This is a genomic window from Streptococcus criceti HS-6, from assembly GCF_000187975.2.
Classification (GTDB): domain Bacteria; phylum Bacillota; class Bacilli; order Lactobacillales; family Streptococcaceae; genus Streptococcus; species Streptococcus criceti.
The window spans coordinates 1598796-1619956 of sequence record NZ_AEUV02000002.1 but is presented as its reverse complement, the minus strand read 5'-3'; the positions used below and the strand labels follow the sequence as shown (position 1 = coordinate 1619956).

The following is a 21161-nucleotide window of genomic DNA, read 5'->3' as shown; positions in this document are numbered from 1 at the left end:
GAGGTATTAGTTTTGTCTCAATCTTACATCAATGTTATCGGAGCGGGCTTGGCAGGTTCAGAAGCAGCCTACCAGATTGCTAAGCGCGGCATTCCGGTTAAACTCTATGAAATGCGTGGCATTAAGCCAACACCCCAGCATAAGACAGCAAACTTTGCTGAATTGGTTTGTTCCAATTCCTTCCGTGGAGATAGTCTGACCAATGCTGTCGGCCTGCTCAAAGAAGAAATGCGACGCTTGGATTCCATTATTATGCGTAATGGTGAAGCTCACCGTGTACCAGCAGGAGGCGCTATGGCAGTAGATCGCGAGGGTTATGCTGAGGCAGTGACGGCTGAAATCGAAAATCATCCCTTGATAGAAGTCATTCGCGAGGAAATTACAGAAATCCCCGATGATATTATTACAGTTATCGCAACAGGTCCATTGACATCTGATGCTTTAGCGAAAAAAATTCACGAACTCAATGGTGGGGAAGGTTTTTACTTTTATGATGCAGCCGCACCGATTGTTGATGTGAACACCATCAATATGGACTTGGTCTATCTCAAATCACGTTATGACAAGGGAGAAGCTGCCTATCTGAATTCTCCAATGAACAAGGAGCAGTTTACAGCTTTCTATGAAGCCTTGATTACAGCAGAAGAAGCTCCGCTCAATGAGTTTGAAAAAGAAAAATACTTTGAGGGCTGTATGCCGATTGAGGTCATGGCCAAACGGGGCATTAAAACCATGCTCTATGGACCGATGAAACCAGTTGGCCTGGAATACCCAGACGACTACAAAGGGCCACGTGATGGAGAGTATAAGACGCCTTACGCAGTCGTACAGCTCCGTCAGGATAATGCAGCAGGAAGTCTCTACAATATCGTTGGCTTCCAGACCCATCTTAAATGGGGAGAACAAAAGCGTGTTTTCCAGATGATTCCCGGACTTGAAAATGCAGAGTTTGTCCGTTATGGCGTCATGCACCGCAATTCTTACATGGATTCGCCAAATCTTTTAACTCAAACCTTCCAGTCCCGTAAAAATCCCAATCTCTTCTTTGCGGGTCAGATGACTGGGGTAGAGGGCTATGTTGAATCAGCAGCTTCTGGACTTGTCGCGGGTATCAATGCGGTTCGTTTGTTCAATAACGAGACTCCTTTGATTTTCCCAGAGACGACAGCTATAGGCAGTCTCCCTCATTACGTGACCCACACCGACAGCAAGCACTTCCAGCCGATGAATGTTAATTTCGGTATCATCAAGGAATTGGAAGGTCCGCGTATCCGTGATAAGAAGGAGCGCTATGAAAAAATCGCCCAGCGTGCTTTAGAGGATCTATTCAAGCTGTCCCTCTAAGAAAAAACCTGTATTTCAGATCAATTTCACCCTTGAAATCAGCGAACGAGACAAAGCAATCACCAGCACAAGAGTTCAGCCTATCGAGGCTGATCTTTTTTTTACAGCTAGATATAAAGCCTGCTTGAGCTCACTAACTTTTTGAGCTATAATAAGACCTATGAAATTAACCAAGAGACATTTTGGCTATCTCTTTCTTGTGATAGCATTAATCTATGCCACCGTTACTTATTGGTCGCTGGGACAGAGAATCCTCCTGACGATTTATCGAGCCAGCCTCCCCTTTTTAGCCGGTGCCGGAATGGCCTATATCATCAATATTGTCATGTCAGGCTATGAGCATCTGCTGAGGAAAATTCTAGGACGCGATATCCCAGGAAGGAGAGCCATCAGTTTAATCCTGTCCTACTTAACGTTTGTTATTGCCATCTTCTTAATTTTCTCAATTGTCCTACCAGATCTTATCACTAGTTTAAAAGCGCTGCTAGCGATTGATTTCGAGGGGCTGGGTAAATTGTTCAATCATGTCCAAAAGGATTCCAATGTTCAGCGACTGATGCACTATTTCCATATTGATTTGAACAAGAGTGCTTCGAGTTTGCTAAATAAGTACAATAAACAGATTTCAACAACTGTGATTGGTATTCTGAGCGGCCTTCTGACATCAGCAACGAGTCTAGCTTCAGGCCTTGTTTCTCTCTTTATCAGCTTTGTTTTTTCAATCTATGTTTTGGCAGGCAAAGAGAAATTGGGCCGTCAGGGAAACATGTTAGTTCATGCCTATTTGCCCAAGTACGAGGAGAAATTCCACTATGTCAGACGGATTACCCACGAAAGTTTTCACGGCTTCTTCGTCGGCCAGACTTTGGAAGCCATGATTTTGGGCAGTCTCTGTGCCTTAGGCATGTTGATTTTCAAAATCCCATACGCCGGAACGGTTGGTATTTTAGTCGGTTTTACTGCCCTTATTCCAGTTGTCGGGGCCTATATCGGCCTCTCAATCGGTGCTATCCTGATTATGACCCTATCCATTCCTAAGGCAATTTTCTTTGTTGTCTTCCTTGTTATCCTGCAACAGTTTGAAGGTAACCTGATTTATCCCCGTGTTGTTGGCCATTCAATCGGTCTGCCACCTATGTGGGTTATCTTGGTCATCACTATCGGCGCCTCCCTCTGGGGTATCTTAGGTATGCTGGTTGCTGTTCCAACAGCTGCAACAATCTATAAGCTGATTAGAAATCACGTGTATAATAAGAGGGCTAAAGAGGAGCAGAGGAGCAATCAAGCCCTGTAACCCCTTTCCTAATAGGCTCAATCGTGTTATAATGGTAAAAGATTTTCTAAGAAAGTTGGACAGGTTATGTCAAAACGTACGAAAAATATTTTACAGCGGATTCTCGTTATCTTAGCTTTGTTAGTTTCCCTAGCCTTATTTGTCTGGTTAATGATTGAGGCTTGGCATATTCAGGAATTAGCAACCCAGATTGGGGTACACTTCACCAATAAAACGGGTAAGTTAGCATCGCTTGATAGCCCAGTGCAAAAACTCATCTTTATCTTTGCGATTTGGCTAGCGCTACAAATCGTTTTCTTCCTAGGACTTTTGATCCATTTCTTCAAAGCGACAAAAAACGATCAGGAACAAGACAGTCGCCGAGTGAATGACAGCTCCCATCATAGACGCCGTCGTCATGAAGAAGATGAGGAAGAAACACCTCGTCATCGGAGTTCGGAACGCGAAGAAAAAGAAGCGAGTCGAACTAGACGCCGTCACGTTTCAACTGAATTTAGAGATGATTATGATGAAGAAGGTGAGTCTGATAAAGATAGTACAGCAGTTGATACTGAATTAGAAGAACTTCCTACAAGAAGAGCTGACAAGGTTACTAAAACAAGTGACGATGACGACTATCTGGAAGTACCAAAGCCAGTCGGACGCCGTTCTCGCAAAGATCGTCACTAGAAATAAGATAAGAAGAGGCTGGGAAAAAGTATTCCAGCCTTCTATTTTTGCAGTAATAACAGCTTGACGCAGTGGTTGGGGGTCCTTATCTTGGGGTGCAGTCCCATTTTCAGGCACCCCCTTAAACAGTCCACCGGACTGTTTAACTACTCCGCAAAGTGTTAGCGGCCATCCTAATCAACTGTGCGGAGGTGGGACAGAAGTCAATTTATATAAAAAATCGATTTTTCCCACTCTCTTTTTTTAAGTGACAACTTTGGAGTTTGCGGAGTAAACAGGTATCAAAATTTACCTAATTAAACCAATCATTAAGCACGAGAGAATCATAAGAAAAACTTGAATTAAAACTGACAACATGCTAAGATAAGGAAGCATAAATATTGATGTTTGGGAAAAGCCATCACTAAAAAAAACCTAGCAAAGTGTTATTTTAGTGGCTTTTACCGTTTGGTAAGGGCTTTTTCTTATGCAGTCACAATACTTGGAGGAAAAATATGAAACGTCAATCCGCCCTAGTCGTCTTTTCTGGCGGTCAGGATTCTACCACTTGCCTTTTTTGGGCACTCAGGCACTATGACCACGTCGAAGCCGTAACCTTTGCCTACGGTCAGCGTCACAGTCAAGAAGTTGAAGTCGCTAAGGGAATTGCTAAAGACTTAGAAATCGAGCATCACATTCTTGACATGTCTCTCTTGGGCCAAATAACGAATAATGCCTTAACCTCTGACATAGAAATCGAAGCTCAAGAAGGAGAAGTCCCTAATACTTTTGTCGATGGCCGCAATCATCTGTTTCTCTCTTTTGCGGCTGTCCTTGCAAAACAAAAGGGCATTACCGATATCGTGACAGGTGTTTGCGAAACTGACTTTTCAGGCTACCCTGATTGCCGTGATGCTTTTGTCAAATCCCTCAATGTTACCCTCAATTTAGCCATGGATTATGATTTTGTGATTCAAACACCTCTGATGTGGTTAGATAAGGCAGAAACTTGGGCATTGGCTGATCAGTTAGGAGCTTTCGACTACGTAAAAGACAAGACCCTAACATGCTACAATGGAGTTATGGGGACCGGCTGCGGAGAGTGTCCTGCCTGCAAACTCCGTCAGCATGGCTTAGATACCTACCTAGCAAGAAGAGGTGAAGCCTGATGTTTTTTACTCCTAAAGAAATCAAGAAGGAAGTCCCTAATAAATCTCTAATTTACGCCCCAAAACGGGTGCTGGTTTCCAAAGAATTTACCTTCGATGCGGCCCACCATCTCTTCCAATATGAGGGTAAGTGCAAATTCCTCCACGGTCATACCTATCGCTTGCAAATTGCTGTCAGCGGAATGCTAGATGAACGGGGCATGGTCTATGATTTCGGCGACCTCAAGTCCATTTACAAGGAGCACTTAGAGCCTCAACTGGATCATCGCTATCTCAACGAAAGCCTGCCTTATATGAATACGACGGCAGAAAATATGGTCTATTGGATTTATAAGACAGTAGAAGCCCACCTCCCTGATCAGCATGACCTCCGGATGGAATATGTTCGGCTCTATGAAACCCCTAGCTCCTATGCCGAATTTAGAAGGGGATGGGACCTGACATGAGAAAAAAGCGCGACCTCAAGCTACCGATCTTGGAAATTTTTGGCCCCACTTTTCAAGGAGAAGGACGGGCTATCGGCCAAAAAACCATGTTTATTCGGACAGGCGGCTGTGACTACCATTGCGATTGGTGCGATTCTGCCTTTACATGGGATGGTTCTGAAAAAGCTACACCTATGACGACGGACCAAGTCATCGCCGAGCTAGACAAGTTGGGAACCTATGATTATGTCACCCTTTCGGGCGGCAATCCCTGCCTTCAGGCAGCTAATATGGCTGAATTAGTCCACAAGCTCAAAGAGCGCGATGTCACTCTAGCTGTCGAAACTCAAGGATCTCGCTGGCAGGATTGGCTGTTGGATATCGATCAGGTGACCCTCAGTCCCAAACCACCCTCCAGCAAGATGGACGTTAATATGGAAACCTTGGACTTTATTGTGGGGAGGTTGGATCCTGAAAAAGTAACCTACAAGATTCCTATCTTTAACGATGAAGATTTAGCTTTCGCTAAAAAAATCCAAGCCCGCTACCAGCCTGATGTCCTCTACCTATCAGTTGGCAATCCTGAACCCAAGGCCCAAGGAGATATTGTCCGCCATCAATTGGATCGGCTGCATGCTCTGTGGGACAAGGTTGCCAAAGATGATAATTGGGGAAACGTCCGAGTTCTGCCCCAACTCCACACCCTAGTTTATGACAACCAAAGAGGGGTCTAGAATCTTTTGGGGTCTGCCTTTCAAACCAGCCTAATAGCTGAGAAGTAGAACGGCCAAGTACCCTCACCATTAATTAACAAAATATCAAACAGAAAGAAGTAGCAGCATGGCAAATAACTCCAAAGAAATGAAAGACCTAACCCTGCTGGGCAATCAGCAGGTCCCTTATGTTTTTGATTACGATCCAAGTATCTTAGAATCCTTTCAAAACCGTCATCAGGACAACGATTATTTTATCAAGTTCAACTGTCCTGAATTCACCTCACTCTGCCCTATCACCGGACAGCCGGACTTTGCCACGATTTATCTCTCCTACATTCCAGACGAGCTCTGCGTTGAGTCCAAATCGCTTAAACTCTATCTTTTTTCGTATCGCAACCACGGTGATTTCCATGAAAATTGTATCAATACCATCGGTAAGGATCTGATCGACTTACTTAAGCCACGCTACCTAGAAGTCTGGGGCAAATTCACCCCACGGGGCGGTATTTCCATCGACCCTTACTTCAATTACGGTCGTCCGGGTACCAAGTATGAAGAGATGGCTAATTACCGTTTGATGAACCACGATCTGTATCCAGAAACGATTGATAATCGTTAAGACACCCAAAAAACTGCAGCTCCCAATCGGAATTGCAGTTTTGTTTAATTACATGGTTTACATAATTTATATTACGTTTCTATAGGTTGTCTAAAGCATTCTTTTGCTCATCGTTGACGATATGGGTGTAGAGGTCAGTGACCTGAGTAGAAGCGTGACCCAATTGGTGACTGACGAGTACTTGGGATTTGGTGGCATCATAAAGGCGAGTCGCCAATGTATGTCGAAGTTTATGAGGTGTCACACGGATTTTAAAATCCTGAGAGTATTTACCGACCATTTTTTCAATGCTAGAGGCATCCATACGATTGGGAACCCCACGATATTCGGAAAGAAAAAGCGCAGTATCTTGCTTTTCAGCCTTGTAGCGGCTTTTACGGACTTTGAGATAGTCTTCTAAGTAGGGCTTAGCAAAGCCTGCAACATTAACCGAATCCCGCTTGCCGCCTTTACGAGTAACCTCGATGACCATCATATTGAGGTTAAGGTCCTTCATATCCAGATTAACTGCCTCGGACAAACGCACACCAGAAGCCAGCAGCAAGGCGATAATGGCTAGATCACGTTCCTTATTTTTTCGGAAAGATGATTTGGCCCGATTGGAAAGTTTACCTTCATATTCCTTATCGACATAGTCCAAAAACTCCATGGTTTCATCACCTAAAAAGAGTTTCTGCTTGATATTTTCCGCTCTGGCAGCAAGTGTTTCCTTTTTCTTTTTAGTGGAAACTTTTTTCATAACATTGCGGTAGAAATAAGGCTCACCTTGATCGTTCTCAACCTCCTCAGTCAGATACTTGTAGAGACTGGATAAGGCTGACAAGGTGCGATTGATTGTTGTCTGAGAAACCCCTTGCTTGGTTGAATAGGTATTGAGCGAGGGACGTTCACGCAAATAGAGGATAAAAGTCTCCATATCTTTCTTGGTCAAATGCTCCAGTACATCAAGAGGAATGTCAGCAATAGCTTTAACATCTGTCAAATCAGCATCTATGAGCCATTCAAAGAAACGGCGATATTCCTTGAGATATTCATAGAGGGTCGTAAAGCTATAAGGAATGGAGAGCTTGGATTGGTAATAGTCCAGCACATACCAGGGCATAAGAGCCTTTAATTCCTCGATTTTTTCTAACAATCGTTCACGTTTCATAAGTTCGTTTTCCTTAGGTTTAAATAAATAGTTTTTATCTAGACAGTAGTATATCACGCCCCTATATATTTTTCAAGAAAATTACAGTTTTTCGGAAAGAAGTTATAACAAATACTCGAAACGATTAATACCCAAACTTTTCGAGTAACTAAAACCAGCCACATAAATTTCTTTTATGCAACTGGTTTTTATCAAGGACTAGTCTTATGTCTTATATCCCTAATTTTTTCGCTTCGTGTTCAATATTTAGTAGGAAATCTTCTGTTTCCTCCTTTATGATTTCAGAAATGATCTGGCCGTCTTTCATGAACAGGCAGCGTTTTCCATAGGAGGCTACATGGCTGTCATGGGTGATGAGGATGATGGTCCTTCCTTCTTGGTTTAGTTTTTGGAAAATACTCATAACTTCTAGGCTCATTTGGGAATTGAGTGCTCCTGTTGGTTCGTCCGCAAATATGATATCAGGCTGATTAATAAGCGCCCGACAGATACTGGCACGCTGGAGCTGACCGCCCGGTACTTGGCGGATATTCATATCTGCCAAATCTGCTATTGCTATTGTTTCGAGTAAGTCATAGGCATGTTGGTAAATCTTTTTTTTGGCTTCTTTAAATAACTAAGCAATACAATTGGTAATACCATACCAAATTTTTGAACTTTTTGAGCCATGTTTCTCCTTTTCAATAAGAAAAGCCATAGTAATATGACCTTCTTGATTAATAACGAATTTTCTACTAAATATGATAATCGTCGTAGTCGATAGCGATACGAGTATAGGTCGTTGACATCAGCAACCAATTTCCTGCATTGTCTTTGGTGTACGTTTCCGCAACAACAAAAGGATTGGTCACTTCATTTCCTTGCACTACTGCTGTTAATTGCAATTTTCTAAGAATAACGGTTGTTGCTCCGCTAAGAATCGTTTTTTCTTCAGCAACATCAACCTTTTTGACTGCAATTAAGCCCTTCCCAATAGCTTCAAATTCACTTTTTTATCAAGGCAAACACCCATGTGTACAAATACAGCATTATTTGAGATGAGACTATCTACTGTTTGTAAATTTCCTGTCTGAATTGCAGCTAAGATTTTCTCTGATAATTTTTGTACTACTTCGACCATAACAATTCTCCTCTATTTTAAAACGATTTTCCGACAAAACCCGCTAGGAGTTCAACTGTTGCGGCTTCGTGGTGGTCTGCAAAGACAGTTGTATTCGTATTGAGTGTTTTGATTTGTGCCATGTCGTCGTCAGATAATTTGAAGTCAAAAATATCAAAATTTTGGCGGACACGTTCTGGTTTGGCTGATTTTGATAAGCTAACGATACCACGTTGTAATTGCCAGCGAAGCATGACTTGGGCAGTTGTTTTGCCGTATTTATCAGCGATAGCTTTTAGAACAGGATTGTTAAAGACATCAAATCGTCCTTCAGCAAAAGCACCCCAGCTTTCAACTTGAACACCTTTAGACGCTTGGTAAGCGACAGAATCATCTTTTTGATTAAAGACATGAAGTTCAATCTGATTTACAGCAGGAATGACATCATTGAAAATAGCAAGGTTAGCTAATTGGTCATCTTCGAAATTTGCTACACCAATGGCACGAATTTTTCCGTCTTTGTAAAGTTCTTCCAGCGCACGCCATGCTCCAAAAGTATCACCCGCAGGTTGGTGAAGCAAATAAAGGTCGATGTAATCAGTATCAAGTTTACGCAGCGATTCTTCAAAAGCCTCCTTGGCACCTTCGTAATTAATGTGTTGAATGAAAGCTTTTGTTGTGATAAAGAGTTCTTCACGCGGAACACCTGAAGCTTTGATAGCTTTGCCGACGGCTTCTTCGTTGCCATAAGCTTCCGCGGTGTCGATTAAACGGTAGCCTGTTTCGATAGCTTCTTCGACAGCTTTTTGACAAACATCTGGGTCAGGAATTTGGAAAACACCAAAGCCGACCATGGGCATTTTAACGCCATTATTAAGTGTTATTGTAGGTTGTTGAATCATTATTTTTTCTCCCTTGGTTAATCATTTTCTTGATGATTTTATTATAAAATGCTACTGCTACTTTTAAAATTACTTCTTTTCTATGCTAGTATGCAGTTGGCGTATGGTTAGAAATTGGAAAATAAAAGGTACAGTTTAACAAGTAGACTGTACCTAAAAAATCGTATATTGTACTAAAAATAAGTTGACATAGAAATCTATTTTAATAGTAATGATTAAAGATTATCATTAAAGAATGGTAGAATGGCTTCTGCTGCTTCATCAACGAAGGGATACAAGTCATACATATCGAAATGGCTTGCTTCAGGAATGACAACCCATTCTTTGATAGCGCTTTTAGCGGCGTCAAAGATTTCACGTGATGCTGGTTGACTCCAAGCATTTTCAGCAGTGATAACCAAGTAAGGTTTTGTCATCTCTTTCATGATTTCTGTGACATTGTACTTGATGAGTTCTAATTGGCTCCAAGCAACGACTTGATTGCTCCAACGTGGACGATTTCCACGAGCACTGTAATAGTATTGAGCGCCTTCTTCAAAAGCACGTGGTTGGAAATTAAGATGAACTAATTCACCTGAACCATTTTCATAAGCTTCTTTCGCTGCTTTCACTTCATCTTCTGGCATAAAGAAATTCGTCATTGGAGATGTTGAAATATCTGAAATAGCTGGCACTACCGCTGTAATGGCTTTGAGACGTGGTTCTTTAACACCTGCAACTGACATGTATGAACCAGAACCGCAAATACCAAGTCCACCAATACGATTATTGTCAACATATGGCAAACTTTCTAAGAAATCAACTGCCCCTTCAATGTCTGTTTCTTTAACATCAGGAAGTTCTTGTTGGCGTGGGAAACCTTCGCTTTCACCAAAGTAAGCCCCGTCAAAAGTTAGGGCAACATAACCAGCTTTTGCCAAGAGATTAGCATAAGTTGCTTGTGCTTGTTCTTTAACTGAAAGCATTGGTCCTGTAACAACAATAGCCGCATAATTTTTAGTCCCATCAAATTCTGCTGGCAAATAAAGTTGCCCAGCCAAACGAAGGTCTAAAGCTTTATTTTTAAATGTTACATTTTGAATTGTCATGATGTTTTCCTCATTTCTTGTATTTAAGTCAGTCAACTGACTTAGCCGTAAGCAAAACTTGCTTTACTAATATTGGTTATAGTATAACCTCTTCACTAAACTTTGAAAATTACTTTTGGAGCATACCAAGCATACGCCATTTGCATACCATTAACTCGCTCCCATACCACCATCAACTGCTAGAATAGCACCAGTAACGTATCGTGCTTGTTCAGAAGCGAGATAAGCGGCAGCATTCGCAATATCCTCACTCGCTCCAACATAACGCAAAGGAATCATACTGATAATATTATCCATATGCGCCTTAGCATCTTCTTCTGACAAATCAGTTTGATTCCAGATATCAGTTGCAATAGTTCCAGGGGCAATAGCATTAACACGCACGCCGTCAGCAGCCAATTCCATTGCCCAAACACGTGTAAAGTTTTCAACAGCAGCCTTGGCACCAAGATACATCGACATATTCGGACCACGGTGTTGCGCTCCAACAGTTGATAAATTAATAATCGTTCCCTTGGCTTTGAGAATAAATGGTAAAGTTTGAATAGTCATATCCAAAAGAGCTCGAACATCTAGGGCAAAAGCACGGTCATAATCCGCTAATGTCAATTCTTTTAGCGGCGTTACAGGAGCCCAACCTGCATTATTTACCAAGATATCTAACTGACCATTAAAATCAGTTTCAACGGTTTTAACAATTTTAGCAACGTCATCTGAATTTGTAATATCAGCCACAACATAAGAAATATTTTTATTGTTATCTGCCACTTCTTTTAACACATTTTCTCGACGTCCTGCGATAATAACTTTTGCTCCTTCGTTGGCATACCGTTCAGCAATAGTACGACCAATTCCAGAACCGCCGCCCGTTACAACGGCAACTTTATTTTCAAATTGTTTAGACATCATCATTTCCTCCATTTTAGGATAATTCATCAATTTTTAGCTGATTCTAAAAATAGCGAGAGGTTATCAACCTTTCAACATCATTAGTATACTGCTTACTGCTTCACTTGAAAATTACTTTTAAAGCAAGCTAGTATACACTATACGTATACTGAATTCAAATGAAAATCCAGCTTTGAACAGCTGGTTTTAAGTTACTTTATTCTGATACAATGACTAAAGATTTAATCGCTTCACGTTTATCCATAGCTTCATAAGCCGCTTGAATATCATCGAGATTGAAGCGTTTGGTAAAGACTTTACCTGGATTAATTTTTCCAGTTAAGACAGCATCAAGAAGTAGTTCTTTGTCATAAGTAGTTACTGAGGCAACACCACCTCGTAAACCAATATTTTTCCAGAAGAGTGCATTGGTGTTCATTTCTGCTTTTTGAGGAACACCTACACGACCAATCACGGCACCTGGACGGCAGACATTGACAGCTGTTTCAACTGATTGCTCAGTTCCAACACATTCTAAAACAGCGTCAGCACCATTTGTCAATGCCATAACTTTTTCAACGGCTTCATCACCACGTTCAGCTACAATATCAGTTGCGCCGAATTCTTTTGCTAAAGCTTGTCGATCAGCATGGCGGCTCATGGCAATAATGCGTGTTGCCCCCAATAATTTAGCGCCAATAACGCCACACAAACCAACGGCACCGTCTCCCATGACAACAACAGTATCGCCAGCTTTGACCTCTGCTGTTTTAGCAGAATGATAACCAGTTGCCATCACATCAGCCAAAGTCAAGAGGGAATTCAATACGTCATCTGAATAGTCAGACGGTTGTCCAGGAATTTTAATAAGTGCCCAATCAGCATTTGTAAAACGGAGATATTCACCTTGATAGCCAGCGTTACCACCTGGTTCCATATTGGTACAATTGCCATCAAAACCAGCACGGCAAGCAGCGCATTTACCACAACCATGTGTAAATGGAACAATGACAAAATCGCCAGCTTTAACTGAGGTCACCGCATTTCCGACTGTTTCAACAATGCCGATAGCTTCATGTCCAGTATAAGAATTTGGTTCGCGTTTAGAAATGCCTCTAAACCACCAAAGGTCGGAACCACAGACACACGCGCGAACAATCTTAATAATGGCATCTGTGTCTTTTTGAATGTCTGGTACAGGTGCTTCAGTAACTGTCATTTTCCCTGGTTCAATAAATGTTGCGACTTTCATTTTTTCTCCTTCTCTATTTATCTTAATAAACAGGACGTGTCAATCCTTGAGTATCGGGGTCTGCAAGACCTATACTTTCTCTATTGAGGTAAGTTGGATCAGCAATCATTTTGACGACAACGTCTGCCATACTTTGACGTGAGCCAGAGACACCGACATACGATTCTCCTTTGTGCGTAATACTGTATTTCACCTCATCACGGTCATTTAACCAAGGCAAACGTAAAGTTGTGTAATCTAAGCCTGATTTTTCTAACAATTCGTCAGAACGTCGAGCTCGATTGAGCCCTGCTTGCGTAAGCATTTCTGTATTCCAACGACCATATTCTCCAGGAACTTCTCCGTAAATTCCTAAAACATTTGAAGCTATAACACGTTTAACATCATTTTTAATCATTGCTGTAATAACGCCTTGAGTCAGTTCGTTATTAGGGTCATGGTCAACATTTGAAATAAAAACAATATCTTGTCCTTGAACAGCCTTATCTAACGCTTCTTGGTCATGAATATCAGCATCTACTGTCCTTACACGTGCAGAATTAATAGCCACTAAGTCATCAACACGATGACTTTTTCGTAAATAAAGTGTCAATTGAACATCAGCTTGTTCGCTCAAAAGACGCTTCGCCACAATCCGTGCAATTTGTCCATTGGCACCCAAAATTAAAACATTTTTCATCTACTATTCCTCAAACAATCTTAAAGATTAATCATTAGCATGAATGTCATAAGCTGACAAGAGATAATCTCCAACACCTGGTGCGTCTGGGTCATGAGCACCTTTTCCTTTGTCAAGGGCACGAAGCTCTGCCATTTCTTCAGCGGTCAATTCAAAATCAAAGAGTTCTTTGTTTGATGCCATGCGAACTTTCTTGGTTGATTTTGGCAAGACAATGATGCCTTCTTGCACTTCAAATCTCAAAATAATTTGCCCAGCATCTTTGCCATATTTGTTAGCCAAGGCTGTGATGATTGGTTCGGCAAATAAGTCTTTATTTCCTTGTCCGAGTGGCGCCCAAGCTTCGATTTTAACATCATCTTTTGCAAGCAAGTCACGTAGAGCTTTTTGTTGGAAATAGGGGTTGAATTCTACTTGGTTAACAGCTGGAATCGTATTGAAATGTGGAACAAATTGATTCCAAAAGTTTGGCGTGAAGTTTGACACACCGATTGATTTGATTTTACCAGCTGCTTTGGCTTCTTCTAGAGCTTTCCAAGCTTCCTAGACTTTGCCATAAGGTTGGTGAAGCAGGTAGAGGTCAAGGTAATCAAGCCCCATTTTTTCCAAGGTTGCATCAATGGTTGCTTTAGCAGTTTCGTAAGCATAATCTTGAATCCAAAGTTTGCTAGTGACAAAGATTTCATCACGTGGAATGCCTGAATCTTTGATAGCTTGTCCAACTTCTTTTTCGTTAAAATAAGCTTGCGCTGTGTCAATATGACGGTAACCAACTTCTAAAGCTTCCTTAACAGCTGTATAGGTCGAACCGTCTGCAGGAATTTGGAAAACACCAAACCCAACTGCTGGAATACGATTGCCATCATTTAAAGTAATTGTTTCTGTCATTATTTTTACCTCGTTCTTTTTTATGCCTACATTTTACGTCTAAATGGCTCAAAAGTACATTACTTATGTGCTAAGCTAGCATGCGTTTTACGTATGCTGGTTTAGTTCGATTTAGCTTAGGATTTCCAAAAGATACTTAAAGCATTGTAAGTATAAACACAAACGGCATCATAATCATGCTTAGCGCCTTTTCGTTCTCTGAAAATCAGATTATCTTCCCATTTAAATTGTTTTGGAGCCTCACTGGCTAATGCTAAAATTTGATTTTTAAAAGCTTGATAAGCAAAATCTGCTGTTCCTGTTGCAGCATAAATGAAAAAATCAGCCTGTTTCTGCTCTGCTATTTCTGCAAAAACACGCGCTGGTGTTGACACATTACCACTCATTGGATTGAAATAGTAAACATAGTCAAGGGCATGCTCAAATATTCTCCAAGTATTAACTGACCCCATTGAAAAACCACTAAAGGCGCGATAGTATCGTGATTTTTTCAAATCTTCTTGACTTGTTGATGTTGCAAAAGTAGCATATTTTTCCTCAACAGCAGGAATTAAATCATTGACAAATTCATGGTGATAACGATTGGTCAAGTCAATAGCTAAATGATAATCACTACTGTCTTTAGGACTTGTGTTATTGTAGGTTAAATTAACAATAATCATCGGTACCATATCACCATTTAAGATAGCATGATCAACGATATGCTTGAATGGTCGAGGAGATTGCGCTGTTCCCATGGTTGTTTTCTCATTTGACCAGCCACCATGGCTAAGATAAACGACAGGATAGGATTGACTTTCCGTATAACCATAGGGCAGATAGACAATCGCTTCTTTTTCCAAAGGAATTGGCTGAGAAGAGGTATACGAAAATGATTCATAAGTGCTGTATTTTAAAACTTCTAACCGCCCTGCTTTTGAACATGGCAAAAAGTAGTCTTTAGGAATGTCGCGCAATTGTTTTGAAACTGTCATCAACATCACCTCATCTCATATTTTCTTTCCAGAAATGAATTGCTTTATCAATCCAGCCTTCTGCCACAGTTCCTTCACCCAGACCAAAACCATGGTTAAGGTGCTGATAAACATTGCAAATAGCTGGCGTTCCATTTTTACAAATAGCAGCAATTCTTGCTTGCATTACCTGATAATCAGCTATCCAATCTGCTGTTCCTACAACAGCCATCGTCGATGGTTCTTGACCAGTCACTTGATTAAAGCCAGTATATTGCATCACAATGGCTCCTGCTTTTGGATAAGCGAATTCTCCAAAAGGTTCTGTTCCCTTATTTCCAAGCCAAGCAGCAAGACGAGCACCAGCTGAACCTCCCCAAAGAGAGTAATCAGTCATATCAATTTCAAGCTCTTTTTCATGCTCATGTAAAAAAGCAATTGCTCTGGCTAAATCCTCTTGACCTGTTTTCGCCCCAGGTCTATAAATTAAAGCAAAAGCATTATAGCCTTGTCGTGCAAGGTATTGGCAATGTGGAAAACTATCTTGTAAAGCACCTACAAATTGAAAAGCTCCGCCTGCATTGACAATAGCAACACGTTGATTCGGATTGCCTTGAAAAAAGACAAGCCCCGTTCGTTTCTTGCTAGGGTCTTTTGCTTGCTCCTCTGGGCTATAAATCTCATAAAATATGGTCTGTCCTGCTCGCACATGTCCCCGTAATTCATTCATAATCGATACGGTACGTGATGGTAAAGCATAGGAATTGTACCACGGGAGTGCTTTGGTTACCTCGGCCAAAGTCATTTTGGGAGATAGATTAAGGTCAAGCGGGAATAATCTGCGCGCAAAGCCTGCAAACTCCTGCGTATCATAAATGTCTTGTAAAGTTGTTTTCTCAGTAAACATTCTCCCTCCTAACTAGATTCCTCTAAAGAAGCATCTTCTTGACGCATAAAATGATTAAGAAAATCCCAAGAATAATCTGCTTCTGATCGATGAACACGATGATCAGCACCTTCAATTAAAATGAATTGAGCAAAAGGATAAGCATAATCATCTTTAAAATAGTTACTGATTGTCCACGTTGTGTGATTTACTGTTTGGCTAAATTGTTCGTCAGCTTCATATCCCCAGTACGGGGTAGAAGCATAATCCACTTGTGTGCTATTTGTAATCATATTATTATAAAGCAATAGGCTTCGAATTGAATCTGCAGTATCACTTCTAACCATAGGATTACCCACATTATCATATTCTGTGGCTTCATTTGTCCCTTGAGTGACTTGAAAAGGAATTTGATAGCCCATTTTTGGTTCTTCCAAACTAACTTGCCAACCATAAGCTGCAATTCCTGCCAAAAGTTCAGGATACCTTGCTGCTAAAGCGACTGATATTGCACCACCATTTGAAAAACCAAGTGAATAGATACGACTAGTATCAACTGGAAAAAGTTGCTCTGCCTGCTCAATAACAGACACAAGATAGTCAACTTCAGAATAAGTGGCATAATCGTTATATTCGGGCACAATAAGAATAATATTTTCTTCACGCGCCTTTGCTACCCAACCAGACTCTAAAGCTTGTTGTCTAGGATTTCTACCTGTTCCATTTAAAAAGAGAACCAAAGGAAGCTTTTTATTTCCTTCTAAAAGGGATTCCTTCCCATAAACATATATCGTTTTATTATCACTAACTTGATAACTGGTGACTTCTGCATTTGATGCCGAATTTTCTCTCTGAGAAGTCATATTTCGTATGACTATAAACGCAAAAGATAGACCGATAATGGAAATAAGCAGAATTAACGTTTTCTTCATCAAAACACCTACCTTCTTTTATTGAAAAAGATAAGCTACGCCATGTTGAACTTCTAATTCTAAGGATTCTTGATTATGCCCACCATTAGCATTTTCCCAATAAATCAGATTATCATCAGTAATGAGGTCACTATGATTTCTTAAAAGGGCATTGATTTGGGGTTGCATACTATATTTGGTACCATCGTTTTCACCAACCATAGCTATTATTTTGACATCATTTGTTTGGTAATTATTATCTTCTAAGCCAGAAGCCAAGGTGTCTGCGACGGCTTCATCACTAGAATCTCCTGTGATTTGTCCTATCCAACTATCCCCAGCCATTGGCATGTAATCGTGGAAAAACTGACTTTGAGATACTAAAACATCCCATGTTGTAATGCCACCCATTGAATAACCACCAAATGCTCTGTGAGCTCTGCTATTTTCAAAAGAAGTATCACTAGTATCCTTGGCAGCGTAGGTTGTCAATTGCGACTCAACGGTTTTCATTACTGTTTTTACCTCATCGGTAGCAAAAAAATGATTAAGCGGGTAATCTTCAGTATAATTGCTTACCACAAAACTACTATCTGGATAATAAGTCGGAAAAACAACGAGCATGGGAGCCATATCACCAGAGGCAATCCATTGGTCAAACAAAGGTTGCATGGTTTCTGCAAAATCAACATTATTCATCGTTGAGCCGTGCATGAGGTAAAAAATATTCATCGGACTATTGTCTTGGTAACTGTCTGGAACGTAGACAACGGCATTTTTGTCATATGTTTTTCCGTCATAATCTATCTTATAATCCAAGGTTTGTAATTGGCTGCTTGTGGTTTTATGATTAGTCGTTTGAGTTACCTCCTTTGCTTGGCTGGCATTTTGTTGATAGATTAGCCAGCCACCGCCTGCTACTGCTAAAATGACAAGTCCTATGACTACTAAAATCAATCGTTTTTGCATGGTCATCCTCCTTTGATTCAATACATTGAATTACATGGTCAACCGTTCATCATGTAACCTCTTTTTATCAATTCCCATGGCGTTGAGTTGTGCTTCAACTTTTAGAACGATTTGAGCTGAGCCGACAATGAAAAATTGTCCTGTGTTGATTTCTTTCAAAGACATGATGTCATTTAACTCTTCCTGCGTGAAACGGTGAGCTTTTCCTGTATAAATGACGTTATCGTATTGTTCGGCTAAATTTTGGAAATCTTGGTGCAAATACATTTCCTTTTCATTTTTAGCAGACCAAATCACATGAATCTGACGTCCTAATGGTGCATAAGTTTTTGCCATGCTATAAAGCGGAGCAATTCCTGAACCTAAACCATATAAAATCAGTGGCGCACTAGGGTCTTGTTTAACAAGTCTATCAAAGCGTCCAAATGGTCCTTCCAAGTAGACTTTTGTTCCGATTGGAATTTGGTTGATTTTGGCTGTGTAATCTCCAACAGATTGAATCATAAAACGGACTTGATTTGGAAGCTCATCTGGAGAAGAAGCAACCGAAAAAGGATGATTTTCTTTTGACAAGCCTTTACCATTTAACCGCATAAAATAAAAATCACCTGCTTGATATGCTTGTTTGTCTGCCAATGCTACAGTCAAAGCTTGAACAGTGGGGGATAAAGACTCATTTGCCACGATGGTTCCAATCGTTTTTTCAGCGTAGCGCCCAACAAATTTTTGATAGGCATAACAACCAATTGCTAATGCAGTATAGATGTCAAATAGCAGTATAAAAGCTGTCAGATTTGCTATTCGTGGTATCAGATGAACATGTAACCAAATTAACCCAACAACAAAGAAATGCAAGCGATGTATCCAAACGGACAATTGGTGTTTAAAAAAGACCTGCAACTTCTGCTTTGCTATTTTTGCCAAAGGAAAACGATCGACAAACCAACCTGACATAAAGAAACTCGCGTATAAAATGCCAAACAAGGCTAGGTAAAAAGCCAAATCTCCCGTCAAACGAATGGCTTCATGATACGTAAATGCTAACTGACGGTGCAAAAAGGCAACCACTAGAGCCAGAACACCCAGAAAACCATGCACAAAGTACATGGCTGGTAAACCAATTAAACGGTCTAACCATTTTGGACGTGTCGATAAATAAATAATCACAAGCCACCAAACATAAGCCAAAAGCCCAAAATCATAAATAAGCAAATCACTAAAACTCGACACCAATTGATGATTTAACACAAAAATCAAGGGCAAGGGTACGATACCTAAAATAAGTATCCAAGTGATGTATAAAGCTAAGGGATAGCGTTTTAACATTAATTTGTTACTCCAATATCTTCTAACCAGTCTGTCACATCATCTTGAGCGTCAGCAGCATTTGACCCACGAACGGAAAAGCCGTCCAAGACAGTTGCATTTGGAAATTGACTTTCTAGTTGACTTTGCGTATTTCCAAGACCTGACCCCTCATGTGTTGTAAATGGAATCAATGTCTTATCTTGCAAATCATTTGCTTCAACGTCCAAGAATGTTCTGACAATCATCGGATATTCTCCCCACCAAACAGGTGCTCCGATAAAGATATATTCATAACCTGTCACATCTGGTAAATCACCTTTTATGGCTGGACGAGCATCTTCATCTTGTTCCTCTTGAGCTCGCTCAGTCGTTTCTTCGTAGTCCGTTGGGTAATCTTCCTCAGGAATAATTTCATAAGTATCAGCATTGGTTGCCTCTTGGATGAAATTAGCAACACGCGCCGTATTTCCAATTTCTAGCGGACCATTCCAAACACCTTCTGTGCGTGAAAAATAAACCACCAAGACATCATGATCTCCAGACAAATCACTATCTGTTTGGAGACTTGTTGATGCTGTCGTCACAGAATCAGCATTGGACCCAGCATTCGTTGTTTGTGAACGACGATAAAATAACCAACCTCCTACTGCGACAACTGCAACGGCAATAACCGCTACAAAAATCATTAACCGTTTTTTCATAGTATTCCCCTTTTTCAATTTTTCTTAGTATACACTTTAGAGTTAACTCCAAGTCAACAGTTTTATCCTATGGTAATTGTTCAAACCAATCTAGTAAGCTTGCGTCTGCTTGGTCAACTTTATTACCTTCGATTTCGTAAGCATCTGTAATGTTGGCATCAACTCCTTGGTCACTAAGAATTGATGCTATCCGATCAACGCTTGAGCCTAAACCATATCCACCATTCGTTGAAAAGGGCGCAAGGGTTTTACCTGCTAGCTCATCTCCATATTCTTCTAAAAAACTAGCCATTGGTTCTGCTAAGGTCATGCCCCAGATAGGATAACCGAGATAAACCGTTTGATATTGCGATAAATCAGAGACATCTACATTTAGCACAGGATCATTATCAACTTCACGCTCCTCATTTGCGCGTTCAACCGTTTCACCATAATCTGAACTATAAGGCTCTGAAACCGTCAATTCTAAAACATCTGCATTTGAAACTGCTTGAACTTTACTGGCAAGTAATTCCGTTGATCCTGACCGTGAAAAGTAAATCACAATACTATCAGCATCATCCGTAAGAATTCGTGTGGCTGGATTCTCACTATTGGTGTCTTGACCATCAGAAACTGTTCCAAGACTATTGTTCCAATCGTCATCTGATAAACCAACTTGTGGTGCATTAATCTGACTAGTATCCATCTTTCCGCCAGAAATTTGCGTGGTACTACTATCTGAAGTATTTGAAGATTGATTTCCCTGACGGCATGCTGTTATGGTTAAAGTTGAGAATAGCAACATTCCCGCAAGTAATATTTTTTTCATCATCAAACCCTTCCTTAAACTTCCTTAGCTAATTTCTTGGCTTGGCTGGCATTGTAGGCCATTCCCATATAATCCATGTCATAATAACCTGCAAAACGACTCATTGTGTATTCACCAGCAGCTAGAATTTCTGGAGTTGGTGCTTGTCCTTGAAAGAGAAAGAACAAACGTTTTCCAGCAAATTCAGGAGCCACTCGACCGTATTGACGGTCTAAGAAATTACGCAATAAACCATTTAAATTATGCCAATAAACAGGAGAGCCAATAACGATTGTGTCAGCCTTGGCAACTTCTGTCATCACATCGTCTAGTTGATCATCAGCGAAATTTTGACCATAAGCATACAATTTATAATCTGCTAAATCTAGCGTTTGATAGTCATGTCCTGCCAACAAAACACGTGCTAATTTGGCAGTATTGCCATTATGATTTGGACTACTATTAATAAACAAAATACTCAT

23 protein-coding genes and 1 pseudogene are annotated in these 21161 nt (G+C 40.6%); 7 read left to right on the top strand and 17 right to left on the bottom strand.

Annotation, left to right across the window (positions count from 1 at the left end; all coding sequences use genetic code 11):
- Positions 1-12: 12 nt before the first annotated feature.
- The 7 genes from trmFO (at position 13) to queF (ending at position 6215) form a co-directional block, all read left to right on the top strand.
- On the top strand, positions 13-1344 hold the full coding sequence (gene trmFO / locus STRCR_RS07615; RefSeq protein ID WP_004227166.1) for a methylenetetrahydrofolate--tRNA-(uracil(54)-C(5))-methyltransferase (FADH(2)-oxidizing) TrmFO: 1332 nt from the start codon (positions 13-15) through the stop codon (positions 1342-1344).
- Between the two features lie 160 nt (positions 1345-1504).
- Positions 1505-2638 carry an AI-2E family transporter gene (locus STRCR_RS07610; protein ID WP_004228875.1) on the top strand — a complete coding sequence of 378 codons (1134 nt, stop codon included), beginning with the start codon at positions 1505-1507 and terminating at the stop codon, positions 2636-2638.
- Between the two features lie 66 nt (positions 2639-2704).
- A complete protein-coding gene (locus STRCR_RS07605) occupies positions 2705-3307 on the top strand; it encodes a hypothetical protein (protein ID WP_004229932.1) in 603 nt (200 codons plus the stop codon).
- 494 nt (positions 3308-3801) lie between these two features.
- Positions 3802-4455 (top strand): 7-cyano-7-deazaguanine synthase QueC, encoded by a 654-nt coding sequence (gene queC, locus STRCR_RS07600; RefSeq protein WP_004226077.1) that lies wholly within the window; start codon positions 3802-3804, stop codon positions 4453-4455.
- On the top strand, positions 4455-4901 hold the full coding sequence (gene queD, locus STRCR_RS07595; RefSeq protein WP_004226047.1) for a 6-carboxytetrahydropterin synthase QueD: 447 nt from the start codon (positions 4455-4457) through the stop codon (positions 4899-4901). The genes queC and queD overlap by 1 nt, the downstream gene beginning before the upstream one ends.
- Complete coding sequence (queE, locus tag STRCR_RS07590; RefSeq protein ID WP_040804580.1) at positions 4898-5614, top strand: 7-carboxy-7-deazaguanine synthase QueE; 717 nt, start codon at positions 4898-4900, stop codon at positions 5612-5614. Before queD ends, queE begins: the two co-directional genes overlap by 4 nt.
- A 106-nt stretch (positions 5615-5720) precedes the next feature.
- Complete coding sequence (queF, locus tag STRCR_RS07585; protein ID WP_004228963.1) at positions 5721-6215, top strand: preQ(1) synthase; 495 nt, start codon at positions 5721-5723, stop codon at positions 6213-6215.
- 79 nt (positions 6216-6294) lie between these two features.
- Here the strand turns inward: queF and xerS are convergent, their stop codons facing one another.
- From xerS to STRCR_RS07505, 17 genes and pseudogenes are all read right to left on the bottom strand, one after another.
- A complete protein-coding gene (gene xerS / locus STRCR_RS07580; RefSeq protein ID WP_004225584.1) occupies positions 6295-7365 on the bottom strand; it encodes a tyrosine recombinase XerS in 1071 nt (356 codons plus the stop codon).
- Between the two features lie 211 nt (positions 7366-7576).
- Complete coding sequence (locus tag STRCR_RS07575) at positions 7577-7957, bottom strand: ATP-binding cassette domain-containing protein (protein WP_081478752.1); 381 nt, start codon at positions 7955-7957, stop codon at positions 7577-7579.
- Positions 7958-8323: 366 nt separating this feature from the next.
- Entirely contained in the window at positions 8324-8485 is a 162-nt protein-coding gene (locus tag STRCR_RS12145; protein ID WP_004226114.1) for a nuclear transport factor 2 family protein, read from the bottom strand.
- Positions 8486-8502: 17 nt separating this feature from the next.
- Positions 8503-9366: an aldo/keto reductase gene (locus tag STRCR_RS07570; protein WP_004227789.1), complete on the bottom strand. Its 864-nt coding sequence runs from the start codon at positions 9364-9366 to the stop codon at positions 8503-8505.
- 215 nt (positions 9367-9581) lie between these two features.
- Positions 9582-10454, bottom strand: a complete 873-nt coding sequence (locus STRCR_RS07565) for an alpha/beta hydrolase (RefSeq protein ID WP_004228973.1) — start codon at positions 10452-10454, stop codon at positions 9582-9584.
- 150 nt (positions 10455-10604) lie between these two features.
- Positions 10605-11360 carry an SDR family NAD(P)-dependent oxidoreductase gene (locus STRCR_RS07560; protein WP_040804987.1) on the bottom strand — a complete coding sequence of 252 codons (756 nt, stop codon included), beginning with the start codon at positions 11358-11360 and terminating at the stop codon, positions 10605-10607.
- A 199-nt stretch (positions 11361-11559) separates the two neighbouring features.
- The gene (locus STRCR_RS07555; protein ID WP_004226925.1) at positions 11560-12594 is read right to left on the bottom strand and encodes a zinc-dependent alcohol dehydrogenase family protein; all 1035 of its coding nucleotides are present in this window, start codon (positions 12592-12594) and stop codon (positions 11560-11562) included.
- A gap of 22 nt (positions 12595-12616) precedes the next feature.
- On the bottom strand, positions 12617-13273 hold the full coding sequence (locus STRCR_RS07550; RefSeq protein ID WP_004225186.1) for an NAD(P)H-binding protein: 657 nt from the start codon (positions 13271-13273) through the stop codon (positions 12617-12619).
- 27 nt (positions 13274-13300) lie between these two features.
- Positions 13301-14161: pseudogene (locus STRCR_RS12020) on the bottom strand (aldo/keto reductase).
- Between the two features lie 116 nt (positions 14162-14277).
- The gene (locus STRCR_RS07540; protein WP_004227239.1) at positions 14278-15135 is read right to left on the bottom strand and encodes an alpha/beta hydrolase; all 858 of its coding nucleotides are present in this window, start codon (positions 15133-15135) and stop codon (positions 14278-14280) included.
- A 10-nt stretch (positions 15136-15145) separates the two neighbouring features.
- On the bottom strand, positions 15146-16021 hold the full coding sequence (locus tag STRCR_RS07535) for an alpha/beta hydrolase (RefSeq protein WP_004226817.1): 876 nt from the start codon (positions 16019-16021) through the stop codon (positions 15146-15148).
- A gap of 8 nt (positions 16022-16029) precedes the next feature.
- Positions 16030-16932, bottom strand: coding sequence for a CE1 family esterase (locus STRCR_RS07530; protein ID WP_004229847.1), 903 nt, complete (start codon positions 16930-16932; stop codon positions 16030-16032).
- An 18-nt stretch (positions 16933-16950) separates the two neighbouring features.
- The gene (locus tag STRCR_RS07525) at positions 16951-17880 is read right to left on the bottom strand and encodes an alpha/beta hydrolase (protein WP_004229016.1); all 930 of its coding nucleotides are present in this window, start codon (positions 17878-17880) and stop codon (positions 16951-16953) included.
- Between the two features lie 30 nt (positions 17881-17910).
- A complete protein-coding gene (locus tag STRCR_RS07520) occupies positions 17911-19206 on the bottom strand; it encodes an FAD-binding oxidoreductase (protein WP_004227977.1) in 1296 nt (431 codons plus the stop codon).
- The gene (locus tag STRCR_RS07515; RefSeq protein ID WP_004229427.1) at positions 19206-19889 is read right to left on the bottom strand and encodes a flavodoxin; all 684 of its coding nucleotides are present in this window, start codon (positions 19887-19889) and stop codon (positions 19206-19208) included. The genes STRCR_RS07520 and STRCR_RS07515 overlap by 1 nt, the downstream gene beginning before the upstream one ends.
- A 67-nt stretch (positions 19890-19956) precedes the next feature.
- Positions 19957-20703: a flavodoxin family protein gene (locus STRCR_RS07510; protein ID WP_004228008.1), complete on the bottom strand. Its 747-nt coding sequence runs from the start codon at positions 20701-20703 to the stop codon at positions 19957-19959.
- A gap of 11 nt (positions 20704-20714) precedes the next feature.
- Positions 20715-21161 carry a flavodoxin family protein gene (locus tag STRCR_RS07505; protein WP_004228594.1) on the bottom strand — a complete coding sequence of 149 codons (447 nt, stop codon included), beginning with the start codon at positions 21159-21161 and terminating at the stop codon, positions 20715-20717.

What these genes read in the sequence shown, in the direction of transcription:
- STRCR_RS07610 (WP_004228875.1), top strand. Translation starts at nt 1,505, where the DNA reads ATGAAATTAACCAAGAGACATTTTGGCTATCTCTTTCTTGTGATAGCA.
- STRCR_RS07605 (WP_004229932.1), top strand. Translation starts at nt 2,705, where the DNA reads ATGTCAAAACGTACGAAAAATATTTTACAGCGGATTCTCGTTATCTTA.
- queC (WP_004226077.1), top strand. Translation starts at nt 3,802, where the DNA reads ATGAAACGTCAATCCGCCCTAGTCGTCTTTTCTGGCGGTCAGGATTCT.
- queD (WP_004226047.1), top strand. Translation starts at nt 4,455, where the DNA reads ATGTTTTTTACTCCTAAAGAAATCAAGAAGGAAGTCCCTAATAAATCT.
- queE (WP_040804580.1), top strand. Translation starts at nt 4,898, where the DNA reads ATGAGAAAAAAGCGCGACCTCAAGCTACCGATCTTGGAAATTTTTGGC.
- queF (WP_004228963.1), top strand. Translation starts at nt 5,721, where the DNA reads ATGGCAAATAACTCCAAAGAAATGAAAGACCTAACCCTGCTGGGCAAT.
- xerS (WP_004225584.1), bottom strand. Translation starts at nt 7,365, where the DNA reads ATGAAACGTGAACGATTGTTAGAAAAAATCGAGGAATTAAAGGCTCTT.
- STRCR_RS12145 (WP_004226114.1), bottom strand. Translation starts at nt 8,485, where the DNA reads ATGGTCGAAGTAGTACAAAAATTATCAGAGAAAATCTTAGCTGCAATT.
- STRCR_RS07570 (WP_004227789.1), bottom strand. Translation starts at nt 9,366, where the DNA reads ATGATTCAACAACCTACAATAACACTTAATAATGGCGTTAAAATGCCC.
- STRCR_RS07565 (WP_004228973.1), bottom strand. Translation starts at nt 10,454, where the DNA reads ATGACAATTCAAAATGTAACATTTAAAAATAAAGCTTTAGACCTTCGT.
- STRCR_RS07560 (WP_040804987.1), bottom strand. Translation starts at nt 11,360, where the DNA reads ATGTCTAAACAATTTGAAAATAAAGTTGCCGTTGTAACGGGCGGCGGT.
- STRCR_RS07555 (WP_004226925.1), bottom strand. Translation starts at nt 12,594, where the DNA reads ATGAAAGTCGCAACATTTATTGAACCAGGGAAAATGACAGTTACTGAA.
- STRCR_RS07550 (WP_004225186.1), bottom strand. Translation starts at nt 13,273, where the DNA reads ATGAAAAATGTTTTAATTTTGGGTGCCAATGGACAAATTGCACGGATT.
- STRCR_RS07540 (WP_004227239.1), bottom strand. Translation starts at nt 15,135, where the DNA reads ATGACAGTTTCAAAACAATTGCGCGACATTCCTAAAGACTACTTTTTG.
- STRCR_RS07535 (WP_004226817.1), bottom strand. Translation starts at nt 16,021, where the DNA reads ATGTTTACTGAGAAAACAACTTTACAAGACATTTATGATACGCAGGAG.
- STRCR_RS07530 (WP_004229847.1), bottom strand. Translation starts at nt 16,932, where the DNA reads ATGAAGAAAACGTTAATTCTGCTTATTTCCATTATCGGTCTATCTTTT.
- STRCR_RS07525 (WP_004229016.1), bottom strand. Translation starts at nt 17,880, where the DNA reads ATGCAAAAACGATTGATTTTAGTAGTCATAGGACTTGTCATTTTAGCA.
- STRCR_RS07520 (WP_004227977.1), bottom strand. Translation starts at nt 19,206, where the DNA reads ATGTTAAAACGCTATCCCTTAGCTTTATACATCACTTGGATACTTATT.
- STRCR_RS07515 (WP_004229427.1), bottom strand. Translation starts at nt 19,889, where the DNA reads ATGAAAAAACGGTTAATGATTTTTGTAGCGGTTATTGCCGTTGCAGTT.
- STRCR_RS07510 (WP_004228008.1), bottom strand. Translation starts at nt 20,703, where the DNA reads ATGATGAAAAAAATATTACTTGCGGGAATGTTGCTATTCTCAACTTTA.
- STRCR_RS07505 (WP_004228594.1), bottom strand. Translation starts at nt 21,161, where the DNA reads ATGAGTATTTTGTTTATTAATAGTAGTCCAAATCATAATGGCAATACT.